The sequence below is a fragment of the Liquorilactobacillus ghanensis DSM 18630 genome (genome assembly GCF_001435235.1).
GTDB lineage: Bacteria > Bacillota > Bacilli > Lactobacillales > Lactobacillaceae > Liquorilactobacillus > Liquorilactobacillus ghanensis.
In genome coordinates this window covers 31,728-55,225 of sequence record NZ_AZGB01000029.1, presented here as the reverse complement: position 1 = coordinate 55,225, position 23,498 = coordinate 31,728, and the positions used below count along the sequence as shown (strand labels likewise).

Genomic DNA, 23,498 nt, shown 5'->3' with positions numbered 1-23,498 from the left:
CCTCACTTAATGATAATCTTTGCTTGCTCCGTTGGTCGTGACTGCAATTTTCCAATCAGAAAATTTGCTTGACCGGCCGCTTGCAAGCGCTGCTGAACTTTTTCGACTGCTGTTGGATCGATCGCTAAAACTAACCCGATTCCCATATTAAAAGTATGCAGGCAATCATCCAAGCTTAAATTTCCAAGCTCTTTGAGGTATGAAAAAATCGGCAAAGTTGGCCAGCTGTCAAGGTGAATCACCGCCTGCAATTGATCACCAAACATTCGCGGTAAATTTTCATAAAGACCTCCACCGGTAATATGGCTAATCCCTTTTAATAATCCGGCTTTGATTAATGGTAAAACAGCTGCAACATAGATTTGCGTCGGCGTCAGTAATTCTTCTGCCAAACTGTGTCCTTGCAATTGATCAGGATGATCGTTCAGTTTTAAATGATGATCTTTAAAAAGAATTTGTCTCACCAATGAAAAACCATTTGAATGCAATCCGCTAGCCGGCAACCCAATTAAAAAATCACCAGCTTGCGGCCGATCAGTCGTTAACAAATTACTTTTTTCAGCCGCTCCAACTGCAAATCCAGCTAAATCATATTCGTCAGCCGCATACATATCCGGCATTTCTGCCGTTTCACCACCGATGAGTCCCATGTTAGCCTGACGGCATCCGGCAGCTACCCCATTAACGATTTCAGCCATTTTAGCCGGCTGGTTATGACCAGTAGCAATATAATCTAAGAAAAATAATGGTTCAGCCCCTTGAGCTAAAACATCATTTACACACATAGCCACACAATCAATGCCAATTGTTTCGTGTTTATTAGCCATTTGGGCAATCAATAGTTTAGTTCCCACACCATCGGTCCCTGAAACCAAAACTGGTTGTTGTAAGTCAAGTGCAGTTAAATCAAACAATCCTCCAAAGCCACCAATTCCCCCCATTACTCCAGGTCGGTTGGTTGTAGCAACCGTTTGTTTGATTTTTTTGACCATTTCATAGCCGGCGGTAACATCCACTCCTGCTTGTTGGTAACGATCCATTATTGTATCACCTCACGTGCTTGTTGTTTTTTCAAAGAAGCCAGATAACCAGCTTCATAATCATACAAAGGAGTTGGATAATGCCCGTCAAAATAAGCAACACACAGACCACCATTAGGAGCATTTTGACCATCAGGAAGTGAAATTGCTTTAATTAAGTTATCAATCGTTAAAAATTCAAGTGAATCTGCTCCCATCAACTCACACATTTCAGCAACCGAATAATTAGCTGCCATTAATTCAGAACGAGTTGAAATATCAATTCCATAAAAGCATGGAAATCGCAATGGCGGTGAAGCAATTCGCATATGAACCTCTTTGGCACCGGCTTCACGCAATAAACGAACTATTTGTTTACTAGTTGTCCCACGAACGATTGAATCATCAACGATCGCTACTTTTTTACCTTCCACTACTCCGCGAACAGCTGATAATTTCATTTTCACACCACGTTCACGCAATTCTTGGGTTGGTTGAATAAAGGTTCGCGCAATATATTGGTTTTTAATCAAACCCATTTCATACGGCAAGTTACTTTCCTCAGCATAACCACTGGCTGCTGATAATGATGAATTTGGAACACCAATTACCATATCTGCATCAGCTGGCGCCTGTCGAGCCAGCAACCGGCCCATCATTTTTCGAGCATTATGCACCGTTACACCATGGATAATTGAATCTGGCCGCGAAAAATAAATATATTCCATGGAACAAATTGCTAATTGTGTGTCGGTTGTATAGTGATCTATATGCAAACCTTGTTTATCAATAATAATCAATTCACCCGGCAGTACATCACGAACAAATTTTGCTCCAATCATATCAAAAGCGCAAGTCTCACTAGCAACCACATAAGCGCCATTAGCCAATTGTCCAATTGCTAATGGACGAAAGCCATTGGGGTCTAAAGCGGCAATTAAACAGTCTTTACGTAAAAGGAGAAAAGCAAAACCACCGCGGACTTGATTCAAGCTTTTTTTCAAAGCCGCAACAAAATCTAAGTGTTGATTTTTTCGAATCAAATGAATCAAAATTTCTGTATCAGAACTTGATTGAAAAATGGCTCCGTCATCTTCAAGCTGTGACTTCAGTGTTCGTGCATTGGTTAAATTGCCATTGTGTGCCAAGGCAACATCACCATCATGAAAATGGAATAAGAATGGTTGGACGTTGGCTAAAGTGTTATTACCACTGGTACCATAGCGAACATGACCAATTGCTGAACGTCCTACCAGCTTTGTTAAATCCTTTTTGTCTGCAAATACTTCAGACAACAGTCCGCGATTGCGAAACTGATAAAGCTGCTGGCCATCACTGCTGACAATACCAGCTCCTTCTTGACCACGATGTTGAAGACTATGCAACGCAAAATAAGTTAGGCGACTGGCATCTGCCGCATCAAAAACGCCAAAAACGCCGCACTCTTCATTTAAGCCTTTGATTTCATCAGACATGGTATTGCGTCCTCCCATAATTTCTGTGCCCGTAATAAATCCAATTGATAAGTAGCCGTTAAGGTTTTTAATTCAAATTTCTTTTGTGGAATTACTTCACCGATCAACAATGCTTTGTCCTGCATTAATTCAGTGAATTGTGCAACTTTAGCTGGAGCTACTGAAATTAAAAACCGTCCGGGCGTTTCACTAAATAATTGCGCATCAGTCAATGGTACTGTGACTTGCAACCCCAAATCAGTTGCAAAAGTACTTTCTGCTAAAGCAATTGCCAAGCCACCTTCACTAAGATCATGCACACTACTGGTCAAACCAGCTTGAACGGCATGCAAAACTTGCTGCAAACCAGCAACCTGTTGCTTTAAATCAATGTCTGCCAATTGACCGCTGATCTCATGCTGCAGCATTTTTTGTAATTCACTGCCAGCATAATCATCGGTTGTTGTACCAATTAAAAATAACTTATCTCCGGCATTTTTTAACTTAATAGTTTCATATTTTTGAATATCATTGATCAAGCCAACCATTCCAACCATTGGTGTCGGATAAATCGCCTGTTGATTAGTTTCATTATAGAGAGACACATTACCGGAAATAACAGGAATTTCCAAAGCACGACAAGCAGCTGCCATCCCTTTGACCGATTGATGTAATTCCCAATAAACTTCAGGATCATGCGGATCACCATAATTCAAACAATCGGTAATTCCCAATGGTTCAGCTCCGCTGGCAACCAGATTGGCTGCAGCTTCGAGAACTGCTAATTTACCGCCGATTTCCGGATTCAAATAAACAAACCTTCCGTTACCATCGGTCGTCATTGCCAATCCCTTAGTTGTCCGTCTGATTCTTAAAACGGCCGCATCACTTCCAGGACCAACGACCGTATTAGTTCGAACCTGCGAATCATATGTTTGCGTGATTGAAGTTTTGGCTGCTATCGTCGGTTGCTGCAGCATCTGATAAAAAGTCGCTGCAAAATCAAATTCTGTTGGTTGCCAAACGGGCTGGAGAGCAGCTTGTTGCAAACGACTTGGCATTACTTCAGTTCCTTGTTCTTCTAAGACATCATCGGTCAATGAGCTGACTGGAATATCAGTAACTTTATTACCTTGGTGATGCAATATATACTGATGTCCGGCCGTTACCCGGCCGATAACGACAGCTTCTAAACCATAACTTTCAAATAAATCTTGGACTGGTTTTTCAAAACCTTTTTTTATACAAAGCAACATGCGCTCTTGCGATTCACTGAGCATAATTTCATAAGCTGACATTCCTGGTTCACGTTGCGGTACTTGATCCAACTCTAATTCCATTCCACTATCAGCTTTTGCTGCCATTTCACAGCTTGATGAGACTAAACCAGCGGCTCCCATATCTTGAATACCTATCAGCCAATCTTGATGTTTGTGAGTCAACTCTAGACAAGCTTCAAGTAATAGTTTTTCCATAAATGGATCACCAACTTGCACAGCAGAACGTTGAGTCTCCTTGTCGTCCGCAAAATCAGCTGAAGCAAAAGTCGCTCCATGAATTCCATCACGACCGGTTTTAGCTCCAACATACATTACAGCATTACCGATTCCTTGAGCTCGTCCTTTTTGCATATCAGCTTGGTCCATAAGACCAACACACATTGCATTAACCAGTGGATTGCCTGTGTAACATGGATCAAAAGTTGTTTCGCCGCCAACCGTTGGAATCCCCATACAATTACCATATCCGCCAATTCCTGCTACTATTTCATTAATCAAATATTTAGTTCGTGGTTGATCAATTTCACCGAAATGGAGCGAATCAAGCATGGCAATTGGTCGAGCTCCCATACTGAAAATGTCACGAATGATTCCGCCAACGCCGGTAGCTGCCCCTTCATAAGGTTCAACCGCTGAAGGATGATTATGGCTTTCAGCTTTGAAAACAACTGCTTGCTGATCGCCAATATCTAAAATACCAGCTCCCTCTCCAGGCCCTTGCAAGACCCGTTTCCCAGTACTAGGAAATTCTCGTAAAACCGGTTTTGACATTTTATAAGAACAATGTTCACTCCACATAACGGCAAATAAACCAGTTTCAGTATAATTTGGCAGTCTTCCTAATAATCGTTGGCTGATATAATCATATTCTTTTTCACTCAGCCCCCAAGCTAAATAAGGCTTTTGCTGTTGAATTTGTTCAGGCGTTAATTTCTTTGTCATTAATGTGCTGCCTCCTTAATCGTTTGGCCCGCTAATAATGACTTAAAGAGCCGCAAACCATCAGTATTGCCCAAAAGCTGCTCAACTGCTCGTTCCGGATGAGGCATCATCCCTAAAACATTTCCCCGCCGGTTAGTAATTCCAGCAATATCATTCAAACTGCCGTTGGGATTTTCCGTTGCATAACGAAAAACTACTTGATGGTTGGCCTCTAAAGCTGCTAAAGTTTCCTGATCAGCATAATAACTGCCATCAGCATGTGCAATCGGCAACTGAATTACTTCTCCAGCTTGATACTGATTCGTAAAAACTGTCTGATTATTTTCAACACGTAATGCGACCGTTTTGCAAACAAATTTCAAGGAATCATTTTGTTTTAACGCTCCTGGCAGCAAACCGGCCTCGGTTAAAATTTGAAAACCATTGCAGGTGCCAAAAACGGGTTTCCCTTGAGCAGCAAATTGCTGAATTGCCGGCATAATGTTACTAAAACGGGCAATCGCTCCACAACGCAAATAATCGCCATAGGAAAAGCCGCCTGGCAGCATAACCGCATCAAACCCAGCTAAATTATCTTGCTGGTAAGAAACATAAGCTGCTTCAACTTTACAAACTGACGTCAAAGCTTCATACAGATCGATATCACAATTTGATCCCGGAAAAACAACAACTGCCACTCTCATTTTTGTTCCTCCAATACTTGATAATGATAAGTTTCCAAATTGAAGTTAACTAGCAGTTTTTCAGAAATAGCCGCAATCGTCTGATCAAGATCCGCTGTCTCCAGCAAAGTTACATCGAAAAACTTGCCAACATTAATTTCCTTAACTTGGGGAAAACCCAAACTTTTTACTGCTGTCGTAATAGTTTCACCTTGGGGATCAAAAACTGATTCTTTATAAGTTACATAGATTCTGACTTTTTTCATGCTTTTCCCGCCTCCAGCTTACTAGTTAACCGCCGTAACACTTCTTGATAAACCGGTGCCAGTTCGCCTAAGTCCCGACGAAAAACATCCTTATCCATATGCTGCTGTGTTTTCATATCCCATAATCGGCAATTATCCGGTGAAAATTCATCAGCAAGAATAATTTCACCGGCAGCAGTTTTGCCAAATTCTAATTTAAAATCAACTAATTCCAGTCCAATTTCTGCAAACAACGAACGTAATAACTGATTAACCTGGCGAGAAATTTTCCAAATTTTTTCAATTTCAGCTGCAGTTGCAATTTTTAAGGCATACGCCTGGGATTCATTCATAAATGGATCATCCAGTTCATCACTTTTGTAATATAATTCCTCGACCGGCTTAGTAAATCTCAATCCCTCTTCGACTCCAAAACGTGAAGCGAAATGACCAGCACCGATATTACGAGTTACCACCTCAAGCGGAATGATCTTCACTTTTTTTACAATTTCTTCTGTTGCCGACAATTTCTTGACAAAATGAGTTGCAACACCGTGGTCTGCCAAATACTCAAAAATCAAGGTAGAAATTTGATTATTGAGTTCACCTTTCCCACTAATTTGATCCTTGCGTTTACCATTAAGTGCAGTTGCTTGATTTGTATAAACTACTCGAAGTAATTGATCATTATCGGTTGTCCAAAGTTGTTTTGCTTTCCCGGCATAAATCATTTTTGCCATTAGAAACTGCCATCCTTTCATTAAACACGAATATTATAGTCAATCACGTTATTAATGATCGCTATTTATCATAAAGACTAACAATTTTGTGTCATTTAGTCAATAGGTAAAACACGAACTTAATTTTATTTAATAAGCATTAAGTTAACCAATAGCTAGATAAAAAATAAAAAATCAATTATAGCAGCTGATAAGTCTGCAATAACTGAAGATTAATTTTATTAAAATAAATATTAACAGCCGATATTAGTCATTATTTGCTGCTCGTTAAACTTAAGCTGGTACTTAACATTTAGGCAAAAAAAGACTGGTCAAAATTTATTTGTCCAGTCTTTGGAAGTAATCTTAAGCAAAATCATGCTTGCGCATTAACATCCATATTAAATTAAATTCTATACTGCTTTCATTCTAATCCGACTCGCTGGAAAATTTCATCCACGCGACGTAAATGCCAGTGGTAATCAAACGCATCATCTAGATCAGCCGCCGACAAACGTGACGTAATTTGCGGATCTTTTTCTAATAAAGGACGAAATTGAACCTGTTCATCCCAAGACTGCGCCGTTTTTGGTTGGATTAGATCATAAGCAGCTTCACGGCTCATCCCTTTATCAATTAATTTCAGCAAAACTCGCCCACTATATATCAAGCCAAATGTCCGTCCCATATTACGTTTCATATTTTCTGGAAAAACTGTTAGGGTATCTAAAATCTTGCCGAAACGATGCAGCATATAATCAAGCAAGATCGTTGTATCAGGTAAAATAATTCGCTCTGCGGAGGAATGAGAAATATCACGTTCATGCCACAAAGAAACGTCCTCATAAGCTGTTATCATATGTCCACGAATCACCCGAGCTAAACCACAAATATTCTCTGAGCCGATTGGATTGCGCTTATGTGGCATTGCTGAAGAGCCCTTTTGTCCTTTAGCAAAATGTTCCTCTACTTCACGTGTTTCTGATTTTTGCAGACCGCGAATTTCAGTAGCAAATTCTTCAAGACTGGTAGCAATTAAAGCCAATGCTGCCAAATATTCAGCATGTAGGTCGCGTGGTAATACCTGACTGGAAATTTCTTGAGCTCGAATTCCCAATTTTTGACAAACATATTTTTCAACAAAAGGATCAATATTGGCGAAAGTACCAACCGCTCCACTGATCTTACCAGCTTCAACCCCAGCTGCCGCATGCTCAAATCGTTCAATGTCACGTTTAATCTCCGAATACCAACGTGCTAATTTCAAACCAAAAGTCGTTGGTTCAGCATGTACGCCATGTGTTCGTCCCATCATAACTGTATTTTTGTACTTTATAGCTTGACGAGCAACAATTGCTTTAAAATCAGCTAAGTCCTGTCGCAAGATTTCGTTAACCTGCTTCAACTGATAGCCATAGGCTGTATCGACAACATCAGTGCTGGTCAGACCATAATGGACCCATTTTTTTTCAGACCCTAGTGATTCTGAGACACAACGGGTAAACGCAATTACATCATGATGCGTAACAGCTTCAATTTCTTGAATTCTTTCAACATTGAACTTTGCATGCTGATGTAATTTTTCAACATCTTCAGCTGGAATATGTCCTAACTTTGACCAAGCTTCGTCCGCTGCCAGTTCTACCTCCAACCAACACTGATATTTTCGTTCATCATTCCAGATTGCTGCCATCTCAGGTCGTGTGTATCTTGAAATCATTATTTTCTCCTTTATACTATTCCCAAATTTTAGTTGCTTGAACTTCTGCTAAAGTTGCCGTTGGATCATCAGTCAAAATAGTTATGTGCCCCATTTTGCGATCCCGACGAATTTCTCCCTTGCCATAATCATGAAACTGCCACTGAGGTTTTTGAGAAATCAATTTTTTGACACCTGCTACATGCTGTCCTAAGACATTCACCATAACAACCGGTTTCAGCAAATCGATCTGTGGCAGCGGCCAATTGCAAATTGCTCGGTTATGTACATCAAATTGTGAAAAATTGCATGCTTCAATCGAATAATGGCCTGAATTATGTGGACGTGGGGCAAGCTCGTTAACATAAATCTGCCCATTTTTCCCTAAGAAAAACTCTACCCCTAAGATACCACACAAATTAATCGCTTCAGCAATTTTTTTAGCCATTTGTTGCGCCTGCTGTTGAGCCGGTACTGGGATCCTAGCAGGAACAATACTTTCATGCAGAATTTGATGGTGATGAATGTTTTCACTAACCGGGAAAAGTGAAACGGCACCAGCCAAGTTGCGGCCAACCATAACTGAACACTCATGCGAGAAATCGACCCATCCCTCCAGAATGCATTCGCCATGTGTCAGCAATTGCTTTGCCGCGGAAATGTCAGCTTGATCATGCAACACAACTTGAGCTTTACCATCATAGCCGCCTTCACAGGTTTTTAAAACTGCCGGAAAACCGATTTCAGCCACAGCAGCGGTTAATGCCGCTTGATTTTTGACAGCTGCAAATGGTGCCACTTGCAAACCATTATCACGTAAAAAACTTTTTTCACGCAAACGATTTTTAGTAATTGCTAACAAATGTGTCCCTTGTGGAATTGAAACATCCGTCTGTACCGCTTCTAGAGCTTCTAAATCAACATTTTCAAATTCATAAGTTAAAACATCCGAGCGTTTTGCTAATTCAGCAATTGCCGTCCGATCTGCATAGTCAGCTACAATCTGGTCATCAGCTGCTTGTCCAGCTGAACAATCTGGATTCGGATCAAGGATCAAAACTCTAAATCCAGCTTTTTTAGCTGAAAAAGTTAGCATTTGTCCCAATTGTCCGCCACCAATAATTCCAATCGTCTTTCCCGGTTCAATCATCTTAGTCAAGTTGTTCACCGCTTTTCAATGCTGTGTCATGTTGTCTTTGGCGAAAATCAATAAGTTTGGTAGTCAATTGCTGATCAGCGACTGCAAGAATTTCAGTTGCTAACAATGCAGCATTTTTTGCTCCTGCAACCCCGATCGCCGTTGTTGCCACTGGAACACCTGCTGGCATTTGAACAATTGACAATAATGAATCCATCCCATTAAGCGCATGACTTTGTACGGGTACACCAATTACCGGTAAGGTTGTATTAGCAGCAAGCATTCCCGGTAAATGAGCTGCTCCGCCAGCACCTGCAATAATTACCTTGATTCCACGGCTAGCTGCATCTTGTGCGAAAGAAAACATTTCAGCTGGCATTCGATGGGCTGAAATAACTTTTTTTTCAAAATCAATCCCGAAATCAGCTAAAATTTCGCTGGCTGGTTTCATTGTTTCCCAATCTGAGATACTTCCCATAACAACACTGACTTGTTCACTCAATTTGATCCCTCCATTTGCCATAAGCTTAGCAAATTGAGATATAGTTGTCAAAAAAATATCGAACTTTAATTTGCTTTTTTGGGATTTTATCCGTAAAAATTACTCAATTGTAGTTAAATACCCGCTTAAAGCTTGAATTCAGCCCACAAAAAAACCGTTATTCGACTTATATCCGAATAACGGCTATTATTTTCTAATAATAACAAACCTGACAAACTGCCTTAATCTTCAGCAGCTGTCATTGCCTCTAAAATGGCACCTAAACGATCTTTTTCTGCTGCTAGTTTACGTCTTCTTTCATCGTAAGCATTCAGCAAGTGCCGTCCACGATTGGTTTCGCTGATTCTCTCACAAACTTGATCCAGTTCAGCCAATTTCGCCTCAACTGCCCGATACTCATAGATAATATCAAACTTGTTGCTCATGACAAAACCCCCTAAAAAAAGAATCTGACTAAGTCGACTTGAATAATCTAACACTTTTTTCTTCGTTTGTGAACCTTTTTGGATTTTTTTCTTTTAAAAAAAATTAAATCAGAGATTCGCTGCTTGTTTCAGGCTGGTTTCTTTGATTAATTGTTCAACATCACGAGCAATCATCAACTCTTCATTTGTTGGAATCGTCATGACTTTAACTCTTGAACTAGGTTGAGAAATGATCACCGGTTTGCCATGAATCTGATTTAATTCCGGGTCAAGGTCAATTCCCAGATAGGCAATTCGCTTAGCAATCAATTCTCTGACTTCTGATGAATTTTCGCCAATTCCAGCAGTAAAGATCAAACCATCTAAGCCACCCATTTCTGCTGTGTACGCACCAATATATTTCACGATATCTTTAACAAAGATGTCAATCGCTAATTGTGCTCGTTCATTTTTTTGTTTAGCTGCTGCTAAGATGTCACGCATATCCGAAGAAATACCGGAAATCCCCAACAAACCAGATTTTTTATTCAAATCGTAAATTACTTCTGGCATTGAATGCATATTTAACTTCTGCATCATGAAAGAAATCATCGCAACATCCGCATCACCCGATCGAGTCGCCATTGTAATTCCGGTTAGCGGAGTAAATCCCATTGATGTATCAAAAGATTTGCCATTTTTAATGGCACATAATGAAGCTCCGGCGCCTAAATGACAACTAATCAATTTCAAATCACTTAACGGGCGCTGCATTAGACCAGCTGCTATATTAGCTACATAACGATGACTGGTTCCATGGGCTCCATACCGCCGTACCCCATAATTGTGATACCACTCATAAGGTACACTGAACAAAAAGTTTGTTTTAGGAATCGTCTGGTGAAATGATGTATCAAAAACGGCAACCGATACTGCTTTCGGCAACAATTTGCGAAATGCTTTGATTCCCATTAAATTAGCCGGATTATGAATCGGCGCATATTCAGCCAAATCATTGATTCTGCGAATTACCTGACCATTGACGATTACAGATTTTTTAAAATATTCACCACCAGCAACTACTCGATGACCAACGCCGATAATTTCATTAAAATCAACAATTATTTTAAGTTCCTTCATTAGCTCTAGTAAGCGCTTAACAGCGTAAGAATGATTCTCAATCGGTTCCTCGCTGGTATAATTATCTGTTGTTGATTTAATTTCAATTTTCCCTTGAGCCATCCCAATTCTCTCGAAAACACCCTTTGCTAAAACTTGTTCAGTCGGCATTTCAAATAATTTAAACTTCAAACTTGAACTGCCAGCGTTAATTGCCAATATTTTTGCCATTGCTATCCCTCCAAACGACATTCAAACGCTTTCATAAGTATAATATAACAAATCTCATTCGTTTTTTCACGGTATTCATCAAATAATTTCCAAAATTTAAAAATAACTTTTATTTTACTACAAAAGAAACTACAATAAATTATTATTGGAGGGAGTAAAGTTGAATAATAAACAACAGTTAATTAAGCTTCTATCACAACAAGCAGAAATTCAGGAAATTTTTACAATTTTAAATCAGCAGCAAATTTCTGAGGCTGTTTTATGTGCCGGAGCTGTTCGCAATTTAGTTTGGGATGCACTTACCCAACAAAAATACAATATCTTACGTGAAAATATCGATATTATTTTTGCGGATCAGAGTCTATCCTATGAAAATCTACTAACTAAAAGGGCTATTATTACACAAAAACATTCAAAATATCTTTGGAACATTCAAAATGTTTGTCAAAATGACGCTGCCAGCCATCAACCATTTGGCAAAACAATCGAATCGGCATTAACCACCATCCCCGAAACCTGCAGCGCTGTTGGCATAAGTATCTCAGTTCAAGGTAAATTTGAAATATTTGCCCCCTTTGGACTAGAAGACCTATTTAACTTGGAAGTTCACCCCAACCCCAACTGGTCAACAGACACAACAAAACTTGCAGCTTATCAGCGGCGGCTTCAATGGAAAAATTGGTCAGCACGTTGGTCGAATTTAAAATTTTTTGCAAAATAAAAACTAGGCAAATTGCCTAGTTTTTTTTATTTACCAACCAATCTGAGCTGCATTAGCAGGCAAAGATAGTTTGCCCGCGTCCAACTCTGCAAAAGCCTGGGCTAAAATAGCAAAAGCCTGTTGCAATTGTTCTTCAGTAATTACTAATGGTGGCTGGAAACGCAAAATATTTTCTTTTAGACTGATCATAATCGCACCCAATTCAAAAACACGATAAATCAATTTAGTTGTTGCGGCTGCATCAGGTTTTTTTGTCTGTGGATCAACAATATCAATTCCACCATCTAGACCATACATCCGCCAAGCGCCAATAAAAGCATATTTTTGTGCTTGTTCAGCAAAAAAGGCTACTGCTAATTTACCCAGACGTGCTGAACGTTCTGGTAATTTTTCAGCTTGTATAACATCCAATGTTGCCAAAGCAGCAGCCGTAGTTACCGGATTGCCAGCAGTCGTAAACAAATGCCCCGGTGCTGCTAAAGAATCCATCACATCAGCGCGACCAACAACTGCGCTTAAAGGCAGACCAGATGCAATTGATTTGCCAACTGACATTAGATCAGGTTCAACTCCAAAATGTTGAATTGACCACATTTTTCCAGTCCGACCCAATCCCTGATTAACTTCATCAACCGCAAACAAAATTCCATTTTGATGGGCAAATTCAACAACTCGACGTACAAATTCAGTTGGTGCTTTAACAATTCCGCCATCTCCTTGAATTGCTTCCATCATAATAACTGCCGTTTCTTCAGCCGGCAAGTATGTCTGGAAGGGTTCAAGAAAAGCCGCAAACATTCGATCAACAAAATCTGCTTCACTTTCATTTGGTAAACGATGCCATGGATCAGGATAAGGAACTTTGACAACTCCCGGCAACAAAGGCCCAATTTTGCGCGCCATATTCAAACTGACAGCTGAAGCTGACAAAGAACCATATGTTGAACCATGATAAGCCCCCATAAAACTGACGACATATTGACGACCAGTATAAGCGCGAGCAAATTTAATAATACCGTCATTTGCATCAGAACCGGAATTCCCCCAAGCGACTTTAACTGGTCCACTTATTGGGGCAATTTTTGCTAATTTTTGTGCTAGCTCAGCTGCTGGAACATTGGCAAAATAAGCCGGCGTATATTGAATAATTTTAGCTGCCTGTTGTTGAATTGCCTGAACCACTTTTGGATGTGCATGACCTGTATTGGTTGATGAGGCACTTGCTAATAAATCGATATAACTATTACCATCAACATCTTTTAAAAGTGCTCCCTTGCCTGATTCAATAACAATATCAAAATAATTGATACGGGCAGTTTGTGACAAAGATTTTGCTTCGGCGGCCAACAACGCTTTATTTGTTTTCACCATTATCACTTCTTTGATTTTTAGCTAAATAGGAGTGTCTAATACCATATGAAAAATAGAGAATTACGCCAAAAATAAACCAGAAAAGAGCATACAACTTAGCATCTTTACCTAAGCCCCAAAAAACTAGAAAGGCACCTAAGAAAGCAATTGTCGGCAAAACCGGATAAAACGGCATTTTAAAACTCGGTATCGGTAAATCCTTGCCTTCACGCGGGCGCAGTGCATACATACCCAGTGAAACAAACATAAAAGCAATTAACGTTCCAGCTGAAACTAATTGTGCTAAGAAAGCAAACGGGAAAACAGCTCCTAAAACGATCCCAACAATTGATAAAAGCAACAATGCATGATTAGGTAAATCATTATGATTCAATTTTCCTAACCATTTTGGCAGCATACCATCACGACCAAATGAATACAATAAGCGTGAGCCAGCCAGCATCATACCTATTAAAGCGGTAAACATCCCAACAACAGCAACTGCCTGAACAACAGAAGCAATCGTTCCATGCCCACTTTGACGCAATGCCCAACCAACCGGTTCAGCATTATTTGCATAAGAAGTGTATTTGAACATTCCGACTAATACCAATGAAACACTAACAAACAAAACCACTGCAATTACTAATGAGCCCAAGATTCCTCGTGGCATAGTCTTTTTGGGATTTTTAGCTTCAGCGGAATTCGCTGCAATCGAATCAAAACCAATATATGATAAGAAGATTGACGAAACACCAGCGTAAATTCCTTGCCAACCACCGAAAGCTGAACCATCAGCATTTTGATGATACGCAGGAATAAATGGTACATAATTTGCTGCTTTTAGAGCCGTCATCCCAACAAAAACAAATACTAAAATTGCTAAAACCTTCAAAACGACTAAAACATTTTCGACCCGAGCAGCTTCTGAAACTCCATGTGACAATAACAATGCCACTAAAATAACAACAACAGCTGCAATTAAATCTATCATCCCACCATTTGAACCAAAAGCACCAGCTAATTGTTTGGGTAAAGCAAAACCCAATGGTTGCAATAATCCCTGCAAGTTAGCAGAAAGCCCTGAGGCAACAAACGCCACTGCAATAAAATATTCAGCTAGCAAAGCCCAACCAGCGACCCAACCAAAAAATTCTCCAAAAATAACATTAATCCAAGAATATGCTGAACCGGCAAACGGCATCGTCGAAGCCATCTCAGCGTAAGCAAAAGCAACCAAACCAGCGACAACAGCAGCAACTAAAAATGATAAAGCAACCGCTGGACCAGCATGTTGCGCCGCAACTACGCCCGGTAATGTAAAAATTGAAGTTGAAACAATCGTCCCGACCCCTAAAGCCAAGAAATCCTTGACTGTCAGAACTTGCTTCAAATGTGAATCTTTATCCTGATAAACATTTGGATCCTCTTTCAAAGTCAACCTGTCAAACAATTTTCCCATAAAAACCCCTCCATGATGTAACAACAATTAAGAGAATTATAACAAATATATTAGAAATGTCAATTTATTTTTAACAAATTCCTATGTTAACTTAATCTTTCAATGAAAAATCAACCGTTATTCTTTGTTTTCAAAACATTGCTTTCATTTTAATGGCTATTCAATCAATAAATTAATTTACTTTTAAATAATTAAAAATCAACGTAATAGAAAGTTTTGATAGCGTAATCAGCCAAACGATTTAAAAAAATATTTTGCTTGATATCAATAAAAAAAGCGATCTCAAAATTTTTGAGTGCACAAAAAATAGCCCTTCTAGGCTATAAAATTTGCTATTATTTCGCAATTAGTTCAGAGCAATACCCACTACCGAATTAATGTTGCGTATAACTCTTAAATACATGCTGTGTTAAACGATTAATATAAATAGTTGTAACTGTGTAAAGAATCAGGAAATAAAGTAACACTACCAACTTAACACCCATTAAAGCGATAACAAAACTGGCAAAAATTAAAATTTGACTCAAAATTGTCCACTTTCTTTTTTCATGGATAACATCCAGCAGCTGCTGACTTTTATCTTGATATAACTCATTGAGCCGCGCTTTACCAATCTGGTTACGCAATCGTTTGACGGAAAGACTCAATTTAAAGTTGTAGGAAATCAAACCAATTAAAATTACCATCCCCACTAATTCAGGTTTAGACATATGATCTACCTCCCGTCAAAATTATTATTGGTGAATAATGATTACATCACAACTTGCTGACCGCGTTACAAAATCAGTCACTGAACCGATTAAAAAGCGTTCAACCGGATTAGAACCTGTTTTACCCATTACAATCAAATCTATCGGGTAATCCCGCAGAAAGTCATTAGCAATTACCACCCTTGGTGATCCAAAACGAGCATGAACTTGAACTTGCTCAAAATGATGTTGCTCAACGATCTTGGCTTTCAATTTATTCAAATATTCTTCAATTGCATTAAAAGAAGAATAAATTACATCTCCACTGCCATCCATTATACTACCAAATGCATTACTGAAATTTCTGATATCAATTACATTTAAAATTTCAATTTTTCCATGATTCCTTTTAGCGATTTCTACTGCCTGCTCTAAGGCTTTTTCAGAGTTCTTAGAACCATCGACCGGAACTAAAATATCGCGATATGTCTGCTGCATTGTCTGTCACTTCTTTCTCTTTTGCTAAGTATATTATACCATTATCGATTCTGGTCTGTCCGCTGTCAGCTAATAACTTACAATTCAAAAAAAGGACTCGAATACAACAGCAACTTGCAGCTAATTATTTTAAAATAAATTGATGGCAAGCGGTACGCACTTGCTCTAATTGTTTTATCTGATCAATCCCTTGACTGAAAATTTGAGAAATCTTTTCTAATAAGATCTGGTAATCCGGATCACTCATTTGCTGATTTTTCAATTCAGACGAACATGATTTTTGTAAATTTCTAATTACTAAATCTGCCAACAGTCGATCATTGTTCGTTAAAAACTCAATCGCCTTTTGAGTTTCTGCTAAATAAATTTTAGCTCGATCTAACTGGTAAGTATTTTTATTCATATCTTTCTCCTCCAATGACTGCGCTTACATTTATTGACAATTTTAAAATTTTTCTTCTGCAAAAGCAACTTAAAGTATAACTAATTAATATTTTTCTTGCCATCCTACTTTCTTAAAAAAGAACTTGTCTTATTGGAATAAGTATAATATAATTAGCTTTGTTATTGTTTTGCCCTCGTGGCGGAATTGGCAGACGCGCAGCGTTCAGGTCGCTGTTTGGTTATCCAAGTACAGGTTCGACTCCTGCCGAGGGCATATTTAACTAAAAATGAATCATTTCGAAGTCTTTAAATCATTGATTTAAAGGCTTTTTTATTTTCTAAATTAGCATATCTTAGCATTGTTTATTTTATTTTGTTGCAGTCAATAATTTTACGGTGATTTGCTATTATCCAAGTAAAGCTATTTTTCATCTGCATTTAATCCTCACTTGCCAGATAAATACACAATTTATCATTTAAATACTAAATTACAGCCCAAAGTATAATTTGTAATAAAATAAGCTAGTTTTCCACGCCAGCTTACGTAAAAAATCTATACTATATATATTGCATTTAACATTTTACGTTATTTTGCAAACGCTGTCAATAAAAAGACAAATATCAACATAAAATAATATTTTTCATAGCTATATCCTTATCTTTCTGCATCTTTTTGCACTTAAATTTTGTATTTAAACATAGCTGTTAATATAACAACCGTTGTTGATGAAAAAAGGACTAATTAAAGACTCTTTTTTGTCATGATTCTTATTGCAAAAAATCGCCAAACACAATATGATTCCCCACATCACTGTCGTTTCGTATGTTACACTTTTTAAAAACACGCCTTACCAGTTGGCAAATTTCCCATTTTAAACTATTCTTTTAGTTACCTGCATATTATCAGATCTCAGGCCATAATTGTAAACGATATCATCGATGTTAAAAAAAAGAAGTAACTTAATCGTTACCCCTTTTTAGTGTGTTCTCATTAAGTATCGATGAAAGTTGAACAAAGAAACAAAAACTTTTATATTATTAGCAGCATACAGAAAGTTTTATAATTTTATTGTATCATAAATTATTCTTTTTTCAACAAAATTCATTTTACAATTGCTCTAGTTCACTTACTTTCGGGTAATTATGACCTTACACTTCTGTATTCAAAAGATTAACTGCCTTTCTCTTCGAACCTCTAACAATCATTCGCAAAAACTTAATGCACTTTATTTTTTTATTAACGAAATAGCGGAATCACTAGCGAACTATTTTTTTAAATTAGCCAAATCATTATTTTAATTCATTGATTTTAAGTTTTTTTCTTGTTAATATCAGTATAAATGTTGAAATCATATAAATAGCCCGCTGGCTTATATAGAAAATTACCATTTTCTGTGCTTACAGCGTCAGATTCCGATTTAACATTGGCTAAACCTTTCAACATTGATAACACAAAAAAAGCCCTCCTAAAACTCGCAGAAGGACCGGCAAAATTATAACGAACTTACACCTGTTATATAATTAAATATTATCTAGGAGTGACTCTATGCAACAACCTTATCAAAGAATTCTACTCGCTATTGACTTAAGCAATGATATACCTGACGCACTTGAAAAATCAGCAAGCTATGCCCGCCATAATAATATTCAATTGGATATTTTATTTGTGTTGGACCCAACAATTATTGTTTTTGGTAACGCTCAAGCAGAACTGTCAGACGAAAATCTGTATCATTTAGAGAAAAAAGCCAGTAAACAACTAAAAGAAATCAAAAATAAATTATTAGCAGCTGGATCTTCAGTTTACCAGATTCATACTCACTTACGCTTTGGCGATCCACGAATAATTATTGCACAGGAATTCCCGGCTGAATATCGAAATGACTTAATCATTTTGGGTAAAACACAAAAAAATCACTTACAACGTTTCTTTACAGGTTCCGTATCCAGCTATGTAATTAAAACCGCCCACCCCGACGTAATAATTATGCGCTAATCATTTTTGCTGGGAAATCTAACAGCGGTTCCGTATCCATGAAGCAAAAGATACTTTGGTCCTGGACCCACAGGAACAATTTGCGGAACAAACCGTACTTGTAAAATTCCATCACCATTTTTGGCAAGCACCCGATCGACCAGCTTTGTTTTTACTTCACTATATAAATCGTCATACTCAGCAACCTTATCAATTTCATCAGCTTGCAATGTACGCTTAACGGTTGCATTCACAATCCCTAAAATTACATAAGAACGATTCACATCGCCTGTTGTCAAAAACACTATTTTTCCTCCTCCAACCTGCAGCAACAACGGTAATCGTTAACTAAAAATTCGATAGTTGCGTTTATTTATATTGATTACCTCTTGAGTAGTGCTTTTAGAATTCATTTTTAGCAAATTCTTTAACATGCGTTCAAGTTTCTGATTATCAGTTAACCGTTTTAAAACTTCCTTATCAATTTTGACCGCTAAACGTTCCTTTTTACTAGGTACCAAATAAGTTTTTGAAGTTTCGTCTTCTGCCAGCACATTCGTTTCAAGTTCTTGAATAAAACTTTTCTGCATGCTTTAAACCTCCTATTTATTTATCCATTATTAATTTTACCTCTAAAAACACAAAAATTCAAAGCATCTTAATCGGAAGTGTTCGTTTTCTTAGTTGAAAATACTGTTTCAACTTCTTTTAATGTTTAAAATTAACAACTTATTCGGTATTCAAACAACAAATTTTCTTCACTAACTGCTATCCATAAAAGTGTATTAGAATAAAAGTAGCGATAAATTATTAACGGAGGTTTTTAAATGAAATTAATCAGTTCAAACATCTTACAGCAAATTATTACTATCCGTCCAGCTAACAGTTATAAAGGAACTTTTGGTCGTCTGCTGGCAATCGGCGGTAATATAAACTATGGCGGTGCAATTATCATGACTTCCAGTGCAGCAGTTCATGCCGGTGCTGGTTTAGTAACCTGTGCTTGTCATCCGGCAAATTTAACCGCTTTGCATACAATCGTACCTGAAGCAATGTTTCTCGACTACCAAGATCAAACTGGCTTATCAAATTCAATTCAACAAGCTGATGTGATTGTCATTGGCCCTGGATTGGGGAATGATCAACTCGCTGCCAAGTTATTACTAACAGTTTTGCAGCGAATTACTAAACAACAACAGCTGATAATTGATGGTTCTGCCCTGACAATTCTAAGCCAACATCGAGAATGGTACAAATTATTGCCGCCTCAAACCATTTTGACACCTCATCAAATGGAATGGCAACGGTTAAGTGATATCAAAATTTCTGAACAAAACAACATTGAACAGAATTTAAAGATGCAACAAACATTGGGAGCAACCGTTGTTCTGAAAAAAAATGGTACTGTCATTTATCACTATGATCAAACTGTCACTAAACTAGCTATTGGAGGTCCATATATGGCAACTGGCGGGATGGGCGATACCTTAGCAGGAATTATTGCGGCATTTTTAGCCCAATTCAAACAAGCTGCAACTAATCAAGTTATTGATGCTGCTGTTTATTGCCACAGTGCCATTGCAAAACAGCTAGCTGAAAATAATTATGTTGTATTACCCAGTGCCATTATCAACGCCTTACCGCAATTTATGCGACAAGTTATTACTGATGCTTAAACCCAGCGTTTATACCCAAGTAGAACGCACAAGATGAATTCGTTTTCATTTTGTAACACTATTTTTATAATTCAACCATAAAAAACAAGCACTGAGTAAATCAAAAAGAATTGATTTATTCAGTGCTTGACTACTAATAACGAATCTTACTTAATATGCAACCATTTTCTTAAGCGACTTACGCGTGCACCAATAATCTTGTCTGCTAAACGTGTTTTTAAACACAAGTAAAGGTAAAGAAACGCCCCAACCGATGCTGCAATTACCAACACCAGAAATGACCAGAGCCGATATTCCAAATTAATCACTGAAGATGCAGCTAGGACAATTAACAATGCCACGGCAAAAGTTGCAAACGAAAATAGCAGCAGCCCATCAAATCTTCGCTCTAACCGATCTAGATCAAGATGATATTTATAATAAAAATAACGAATCATCAAAATATTGGAAACCATCATCCCAATTCCGGTTGCCATTACCGGTCCAAAAGCTTGCAACCAAACTGTTAAAGGAACTTGAACCACAACTTTGACTAAAAAACCAATAATAAAATATTTAACTGCTTTTTTGTTTTGATAAATGCCCTGCATTAATGATGACAAAACAATAAACAATCCGATTGGTAAAGCAACATAAGCTGAAAAGCTCAAAACATAAATTCCAGTAATATTGTATTGGTAAAAAACGATATATAATGGTTTTGCTACTGCTGCCATTCCTAAAGAACACGGCAGCATCACGATAAGAAACAACTCCAAGGCATCTGCCAATTGTGTCGCAATTTTTTTATGGTCGTTTTTGGTATAAGCTTCTGATAGTAATGGAACTGCTGTTGCTGCCATCGCCGACGCTAAAGCCACCACGATCATAATCAATTTATTGTCATTTCCAGCAAAAATAGCATATAAATCATTGATCGTTTTCAAACTAATATGTGACAGCGAAATCATTGTTGGTTTAAAAGTAAAATAGTCTAACTGATTATACAAGGTAGTCGAAGCACCAATTAATACAAATGGTACTGATTGCAGCAATAAGTCTGCCATCAAACGTCGATCACTGATTTTTAACTGATTGGTACTTTGAAGTGCATATTGTTTTAATTCTTTGTGTTTACGCCAATAGTACCAACCTAAAATCAGCAAGCCACCTAATGCACCAATAAAAGCCGCAAAGGTTGAATGAATAACCCCTAGTTGATAATTACTATGCATTACTTGCATAATAATATAAGTAGCTGCCAACATATAAATAATTCGCGCAATTTGTTCAACTAATTGCGACATCGCCGATGGGAACATGTCTTGATATCCTTGAAAAAAACCACGAGTTAAACTCATTACCGGTATCAAAATCAACGCCAACGCCAGTGAACGAAAAACGGGAATAACATCCGCTTCCCCTAATGAAAGCAGCGGCGCTAAATACCACATCAGCAAAGCGCTTAAAAAACCAATTGCCAACATTAACAACAGTGACTTCTTATAGAGCCGCTGACCAACTGCGTATTCATTTTGAGCATTATAATGAGCAACTTGTTTCGCAACAGCCGATGGAATCCCTGCAATTGAAATCATTAAGAAAACACTGTAAACAGTGTATCCTTTAGTGTATAGCGCATTAGCAGCCAAGTTATCTTTTCCAAACCAGGTATACCAAGGAATAATATAAATAGCTCCCAAAACGCGCGAAAAAACACTACCAGCGGTCATCCAAGCAGAACCACGCAACATTTTATCTTTTGCTGTTGGTTCTTTTTGCGGACTCTTTTTTGCTTGCATCTCAGTTTGTGAATTAATTGACATTCTTTTATCCTGCCTTTAACCAGTTTAGCTTTAATCGACTTAAAAATTCGCTGCTAAGATTTTAAAACTATAATTTATTTTACTCTTAATTTTCGACTTGTGCCTTTTTTATTGCTAAAGTATAAATCAAACTCAAGCCAGCAAACCAAACCGCCGCAAAGATCAATGAAATCAAGGTACTCCGTTCAAATGCCAGTAATACTGTAACCATTAAAAAGAAAATAATTGTCAGATAATTTGAAAAAGGAAATAATGGCATCGCAAATTTTTTGTTTTTGGTTTGTTTTGCTTTGCGACAACGATAGTGGCAAACCATTAAAACAATCCAAACAAAAATAAAACTGACTGTAGCCACCCCAGAAATAATTTCAAATACAGTTTTAGGAATTACATAATTCAATAAAACAATAACTAATAATGTCAATGAAGAAAAAAGCAATGATTTAACTGGAACACTGCGATTGCTGGTCGTCCCAAATGAAGCTGGTGCCTTTTTGGTCCGCGATAAAACATATAAGGTACGGCTAGTACTAAAAATAGCACTGTTACAAGCTGATAAAGCTGCCGTTAAAACAACGAAATTAATTACACCGGCAGCGATTTTTACACCTATACCAGCAAAAACCTGCACAAACGGACTTGAAGTCGTTGTAATCTCATTCCAAGGATAGATGCACATTAAAATAAACATCGAACCCAGATAAAAAAGACCAATTCTAATCGGCAAACTATTAATAGCCCGCGGCAAATCATGTTCAGGATCCGCTGTTTCACCTGAGGTTAGCCCGACCATCTCAATTCCGGTAAAGGCAAAGATAACCATTGGAAAAGCTGCCAAAAAGCCCTTAAATCCTTTGGGGAAAAAGCCACCATAATTAACCAAATTACCTAAAGATACTTGATGTCCGCCTACTTTAGTACCTAACACTAGTAAAACTATCCCCGTCACGATCAAAGCTACAATTGCTAAAACCTTAATGCTGGCAAACCACGACTCCAACTCACCATAAACCCCAACACTTAACAAGTTAAATCCCAATAATACTAAAATAATAATTAATGGTGTTACCCACTGGGGAATAATTGGAAACCAATACCGTAAATAAATCCCACTGGCTGTTAAGTCAGCCATTGCTAAACTTTCCCAACACAACCAGTAAGTCCAGCCAATGACAAATTCAAAACGATCTCCCAAATAACGTCTAACAAAATCAATAAAAGAAGTTAATTTAAGATCTGATAGAACTAATTCACCAATTGCTCGCATCATAAAGAAACAAATTATACCGGCAATCAGATAAGCCAAAATAATTGCCGGACCAGCAGCTTTGATAGCACTCCCTGATCCTAGAAAAAGTCCCGTTCCGATTGCTCCGCCGATCGCAATCATTTGAATATGACGATGAGTTAGTCCCCGTGACAATTCATTTTTCATAATTCTTTCCAATCCTCCTCCAAGGTCAGTGATTTCATCAAAAATGACAACGTATGTTGTAAAGTATATTGAATTATCTAACTAATTGC

The 23,498-nt window shown here is 37.9% G+C and carries 23 protein-coding genes and 1 tRNA gene; 4 read left to right on the top strand and 20 right to left on the bottom strand.

Annotated features, from left to right (window positions below; genetic code table 11):
* Positions 1 to 2 precede the first annotated feature (2 nt).
* The 11 genes from purM to FC89_RS11600 form a co-directional block, all read right to left on the bottom strand.
* Complete coding sequence (gene purM, locus FC89_RS11650; RefSeq protein ID WP_057872707.1) at positions 3 to 1,040, bottom strand: phosphoribosylformylglycinamidine cyclo-ligase; 1,038 nt, start codon at positions 1,038 to 1,040, stop codon at positions 3 to 5.
* Entirely contained in the window at positions 1,040 to 2,494 is a 1,455-nt protein-coding gene (purF, locus tag FC89_RS11645; RefSeq protein WP_057872706.1) for an amidophosphoribosyltransferase, read from the bottom strand. Before purF ends, purM begins: the two co-directional genes overlap by 1 nt.
* Positions 2,470 to 4,695 (bottom strand): phosphoribosylformylglycinamidine synthase subunit PurL, encoded by a 2,226-nt coding sequence (gene purL, locus FC89_RS11640; protein ID WP_057872705.1) that lies wholly within the window; start codon positions 4,693 to 4,695, stop codon positions 2,470 to 2,472. The genes purF and purL overlap by 25 nt, the downstream gene beginning before the upstream one ends.
* A complete protein-coding gene (purQ, locus tag FC89_RS11635; RefSeq protein ID WP_057872704.1) occupies positions 4,695 to 5,378 on the bottom strand; it encodes a phosphoribosylformylglycinamidine synthase subunit PurQ in 684 nt (227 codons plus the stop codon). The genes purL and purQ overlap by 1 nt, the downstream gene beginning before the upstream one ends.
* Positions 5,375 to 5,623 (bottom strand): phosphoribosylformylglycinamidine synthase subunit PurS, encoded by a 249-nt coding sequence (gene purS / locus FC89_RS11630; RefSeq protein WP_057872703.1) that lies wholly within the window; start codon positions 5,621 to 5,623, stop codon positions 5,375 to 5,377. The genes purQ and purS overlap by 4 nt, the downstream gene beginning before the upstream one ends.
* Entirely contained in the window at positions 5,620 to 6,342 is a 723-nt protein-coding gene (gene purC / locus FC89_RS11625) for a phosphoribosylaminoimidazolesuccinocarboxamide synthase (RefSeq protein ID WP_057872702.1), read from the bottom strand. Before purC ends, purS begins: the two co-directional genes overlap by 4 nt.
* 403 nt (positions 6,343 to 6,745) lie before the next feature.
* Entirely contained in the window at positions 6,746 to 8,041 is a 1,296-nt protein-coding gene (gene purB / locus FC89_RS11620; RefSeq protein ID WP_057872701.1) for an adenylosuccinate lyase, read from the bottom strand.
* Positions 8,042 to 8,057: 16 nt separating this feature from the next.
* Positions 8,058 to 9,170, bottom strand: a complete 1,113-nt coding sequence (gene purK / locus FC89_RS11615; RefSeq protein WP_157060730.1) for a 5-(carboxyamino)imidazole ribonucleotide synthase — start codon at positions 9,168 to 9,170, stop codon at positions 8,058 to 8,060.
* Position 9,171: 1 nt separating this feature from the next.
* Positions 9,172 to 9,660, bottom strand: a complete 489-nt coding sequence (purE, locus tag FC89_RS11610) for a 5-(carboxyamino)imidazole ribonucleotide mutase (RefSeq protein ID WP_157060729.1) — start codon at positions 9,658 to 9,660, stop codon at positions 9,172 to 9,174.
* 221 nt (positions 9,661 to 9,881) lie between these two features.
* Complete coding sequence (locus FC89_RS11605; protein WP_057872699.1) at positions 9,882 to 10,085, bottom strand: hypothetical protein; 204 nt, start codon at positions 10,083 to 10,085, stop codon at positions 9,882 to 9,884.
* 108 nt (positions 10,086 to 10,193) lie between these two features.
* A complete protein-coding gene (locus FC89_RS11600) occupies positions 10,194 to 11,414 on the bottom strand; it encodes an acetate/propionate family kinase (protein WP_057872698.1) in 1,221 nt (406 codons plus the stop codon).
* Positions 11,415 to 11,574: 160 nt separating this feature from the next.
* Here FC89_RS11600 and FC89_RS11595 point away from each other — a divergent pair, with 160 nt between their 5' ends.
* Complete coding sequence (locus tag FC89_RS11595; protein WP_057872697.1) at positions 11,575 to 12,135, top strand: nucleotidyltransferase family protein; 561 nt, start codon at positions 11,575 to 11,577, stop codon at positions 12,133 to 12,135.
* Between the two features lie 30 nt (positions 12,136 to 12,165).
* Here the strand turns inward: FC89_RS11595 and FC89_RS11590 are convergent, their stop codons facing one another.
* From FC89_RS11590 to FC89_RS11570, 5 genes are all read right to left on the bottom strand, one after another.
* A complete protein-coding gene (locus tag FC89_RS11590) occupies positions 12,166 to 13,506 on the bottom strand; it encodes an aspartate aminotransferase family protein (RefSeq protein WP_057872696.1) in 1,341 nt (446 codons plus the stop codon).
* Positions 13,490 to 14,947, bottom strand: coding sequence for an APC family permease (locus FC89_RS11585; RefSeq protein ID WP_057872695.1), 1,458 nt, complete (start codon positions 14,945 to 14,947; stop codon positions 13,490 to 13,492). The genes FC89_RS11590 and FC89_RS11585 overlap by 17 nt, the downstream gene beginning before the upstream one ends.
* 374 nt (positions 14,948 to 15,321) lie before the next feature.
* Positions 15,322 to 15,657 carry a hypothetical protein gene (locus tag FC89_RS11580; RefSeq protein WP_057872694.1) on the bottom strand — a complete coding sequence of 112 codons (336 nt, stop codon included), beginning with the start codon at positions 15,655 to 15,657 and terminating at the stop codon, positions 15,322 to 15,324.
* Between the two features lie 24 nt (positions 15,658 to 15,681).
* The gene (locus FC89_RS11575) at positions 15,682 to 16,134 is read right to left on the bottom strand and encodes a universal stress protein (protein ID WP_057872693.1); all 453 of its coding nucleotides are present in this window, start codon (positions 16,132 to 16,134) and stop codon (positions 15,682 to 15,684) included.
* A gap of 124 nt (positions 16,135 to 16,258) precedes the next feature.
* Positions 16,259 to 16,537 carry a hypothetical protein gene (locus tag FC89_RS11570; protein WP_057872692.1) on the bottom strand — a complete coding sequence of 93 codons (279 nt, stop codon included), beginning with the start codon at positions 16,535 to 16,537 and terminating at the stop codon, positions 16,259 to 16,261.
* 171 nt (positions 16,538 to 16,708) lie between these two features.
* Here FC89_RS11570 and FC89_RS11565 point away from each other — a divergent pair.
* Positions 16,709 to 16,792: transfer RNA gene (locus FC89_RS11565), tRNA-Leu, on the top strand.
* 1,272 nt (positions 16,793 to 18,064) lie between these two features.
* Positions 18,065 to 18,514 carry a universal stress protein gene (locus FC89_RS11560; RefSeq protein WP_057872691.1) on the top strand — a complete coding sequence of 150 codons (450 nt, stop codon included), beginning with the start codon at positions 18,065 to 18,067 and terminating at the stop codon, positions 18,512 to 18,514.
* Here FC89_RS11560 and FC89_RS11555 read toward each other — a convergent pair.
* Both FC89_RS11555 and FC89_RS11550 read right to left on the bottom strand, forming a co-directional pair.
* Positions 18,511 to 18,798 carry a hypothetical protein gene (locus FC89_RS11555; RefSeq protein WP_057872690.1) on the bottom strand — a complete coding sequence of 96 codons (288 nt, stop codon included), beginning with the start codon at positions 18,796 to 18,798 and terminating at the stop codon, positions 18,511 to 18,513. The two genes, FC89_RS11560 and FC89_RS11555, sit on opposite strands and share 4 nt — an antisense overlap.
* Positions 18,799 to 18,837: 39 nt before the next feature.
* Positions 18,838 to 19,083 (bottom strand): hypothetical protein, encoded by a 246-nt coding sequence (locus tag FC89_RS11550; protein ID WP_057872689.1) that lies wholly within the window; start codon positions 19,081 to 19,083, stop codon positions 18,838 to 18,840.
* Between the two features lie 237 nt (positions 19,084 to 19,320).
* Between FC89_RS11550 and FC89_RS11545 the strand changes: the two genes are divergently transcribed.
* The gene (locus tag FC89_RS11545) at positions 19,321 to 20,169 is read left to right on the top strand and encodes an NAD(P)H-hydrate dehydratase (protein WP_057872688.1); all 849 of its coding nucleotides are present in this window, start codon (positions 19,321 to 19,323) and stop codon (positions 20,167 to 20,169) included.
* 146 nt (positions 20,170 to 20,315) lie between these two features.
* Here the strand turns inward: FC89_RS11545 and FC89_RS11540 are convergent, their stop codons facing one another.
* Complete coding sequence (locus FC89_RS11540) at positions 20,316 to 21,974, bottom strand: putative polysaccharide biosynthesis protein (RefSeq protein ID WP_057872687.1); 1,659 nt, start codon at positions 21,972 to 21,974, stop codon at positions 20,316 to 20,318.
* Positions 21,975 to 22,059: 85 nt separating this feature from the next.
* On the bottom strand, positions 22,060 to 23,409 hold the full coding sequence (locus tag FC89_RS11535) for an amino acid permease (RefSeq protein ID WP_057872686.1): 1,350 nt from the start codon (positions 23,407 to 23,409) through the stop codon (positions 22,060 to 22,062).
* Positions 23,410 to 23,498: the final 89 nt, after the last annotated feature.

Excerpts from the sequence above, each read along its gene's own strand:
- FC89_RS11550 (WP_057872689.1), bottom strand. The coding sequence starts at position 19,083 with ATGCAGAAAAGTTTTATTCAAGAACTTGAAACGAATGTGCTGGCAGAA.
- FC89_RS11585 (WP_057872695.1), bottom strand. The coding sequence starts at position 14,947 with ATGGGAAAATTGTTTGACAGGTTGACTTTGAAAGAGGATCCAAATGTT.
- purM (WP_057872707.1), bottom strand. The coding sequence starts at position 1,040 with ATGGATCGTTACCAACAAGCAGGAGTGGATGTTACCGCCGGCTATGAA.
- FC89_RS11605 (WP_057872699.1), bottom strand. The coding sequence starts at position 10,085 with ATGAGCAACAAGTTTGATATTATCTATGAGTATCGGGCAGTTGAGGCG.
- purL (WP_057872705.1), bottom strand. The coding sequence starts at position 4,695 with ATGACAAAGAAATTAACGCCTGAACAAATTCAACAGCAAAAGCCTTAT.
- purB (WP_057872701.1), bottom strand. The coding sequence starts at position 8,041 with ATGATTTCAAGATACACACGACCTGAGATGGCAGCAATCTGGAATGAT.
- purF (WP_057872706.1), bottom strand. The coding sequence starts at position 2,494 with ATGTCTGATGAAATCAAAGGCTTAAATGAAGAGTGCGGCGTTTTTGGC.
- FC89_RS11535 (WP_057872686.1), bottom strand. The coding sequence starts at position 23,409 with ATGAAAAATGAATTGTCACGGGGACTAACTCATCGTCATATTCAAATG.
- FC89_RS11580 (WP_057872694.1), bottom strand. The coding sequence starts at position 15,657 with ATGTCTAAACCTGAATTAGTGGGGATGGTAATTTTAATTGGTTTGATT.
- purQ (WP_057872704.1), bottom strand. The coding sequence starts at position 5,378 with ATGAGAGTGGCAGTTGTTGTTTTTCCGGGATCAAATTGTGATATCGAT.
- purS (WP_057872703.1), bottom strand. The coding sequence starts at position 5,623 with ATGAAAAAAGTCAGAATCTATGTAACTTATAAAGAATCAGTTTTTGAT.
- FC89_RS11590 (WP_057872696.1), bottom strand. The coding sequence starts at position 13,506 with ATGGTGAAAACAAATAAAGCGTTGTTGGCCGCCGAAGCAAAATCTTTG.
- FC89_RS11540 (WP_057872687.1), bottom strand. The coding sequence starts at position 21,974 with ATGTCAATTAATTCACAAACTGAGATGCAAGCAAAAAAGAGTCCGCAA.
- FC89_RS11570 (WP_057872692.1), bottom strand. The coding sequence starts at position 16,537 with ATGAATAAAAATACTTACCAGTTAGATCGAGCTAAAATTTATTTAGCA.
- purK (WP_157060730.1), bottom strand. The coding sequence starts at position 9,170 with ATGATTGAACCGGGAAAGACGATTGGAATTATTGGTGGCGGACAATTG.
- FC89_RS11575 (WP_057872693.1), bottom strand. The coding sequence starts at position 16,134 with ATGCAGCAGACATATCGCGATATTTTAGTTCCGGTCGATGGTTCTAAG.
- FC89_RS11560 (WP_057872691.1), top strand. The coding sequence starts at position 18,065 with ATGCAACAACCTTATCAAAGAATTCTACTCGCTATTGACTTAAGCAAT.
- FC89_RS11600 (WP_057872698.1), bottom strand. The coding sequence starts at position 11,414 with ATGGCAAAAATATTGGCAATTAACGCTGGCAGTTCAAGTTTGAAGTTT.
- FC89_RS11545 (WP_057872688.1), top strand. The coding sequence starts at position 19,321 with ATGAAATTAATCAGTTCAAACATCTTACAGCAAATTATTACTATCCGT.
- purC (WP_057872702.1), bottom strand. The coding sequence starts at position 6,342 with ATGGCAAAAATGATTTATGCCGGGAAAGCAAAACAACTTTGGACAACC.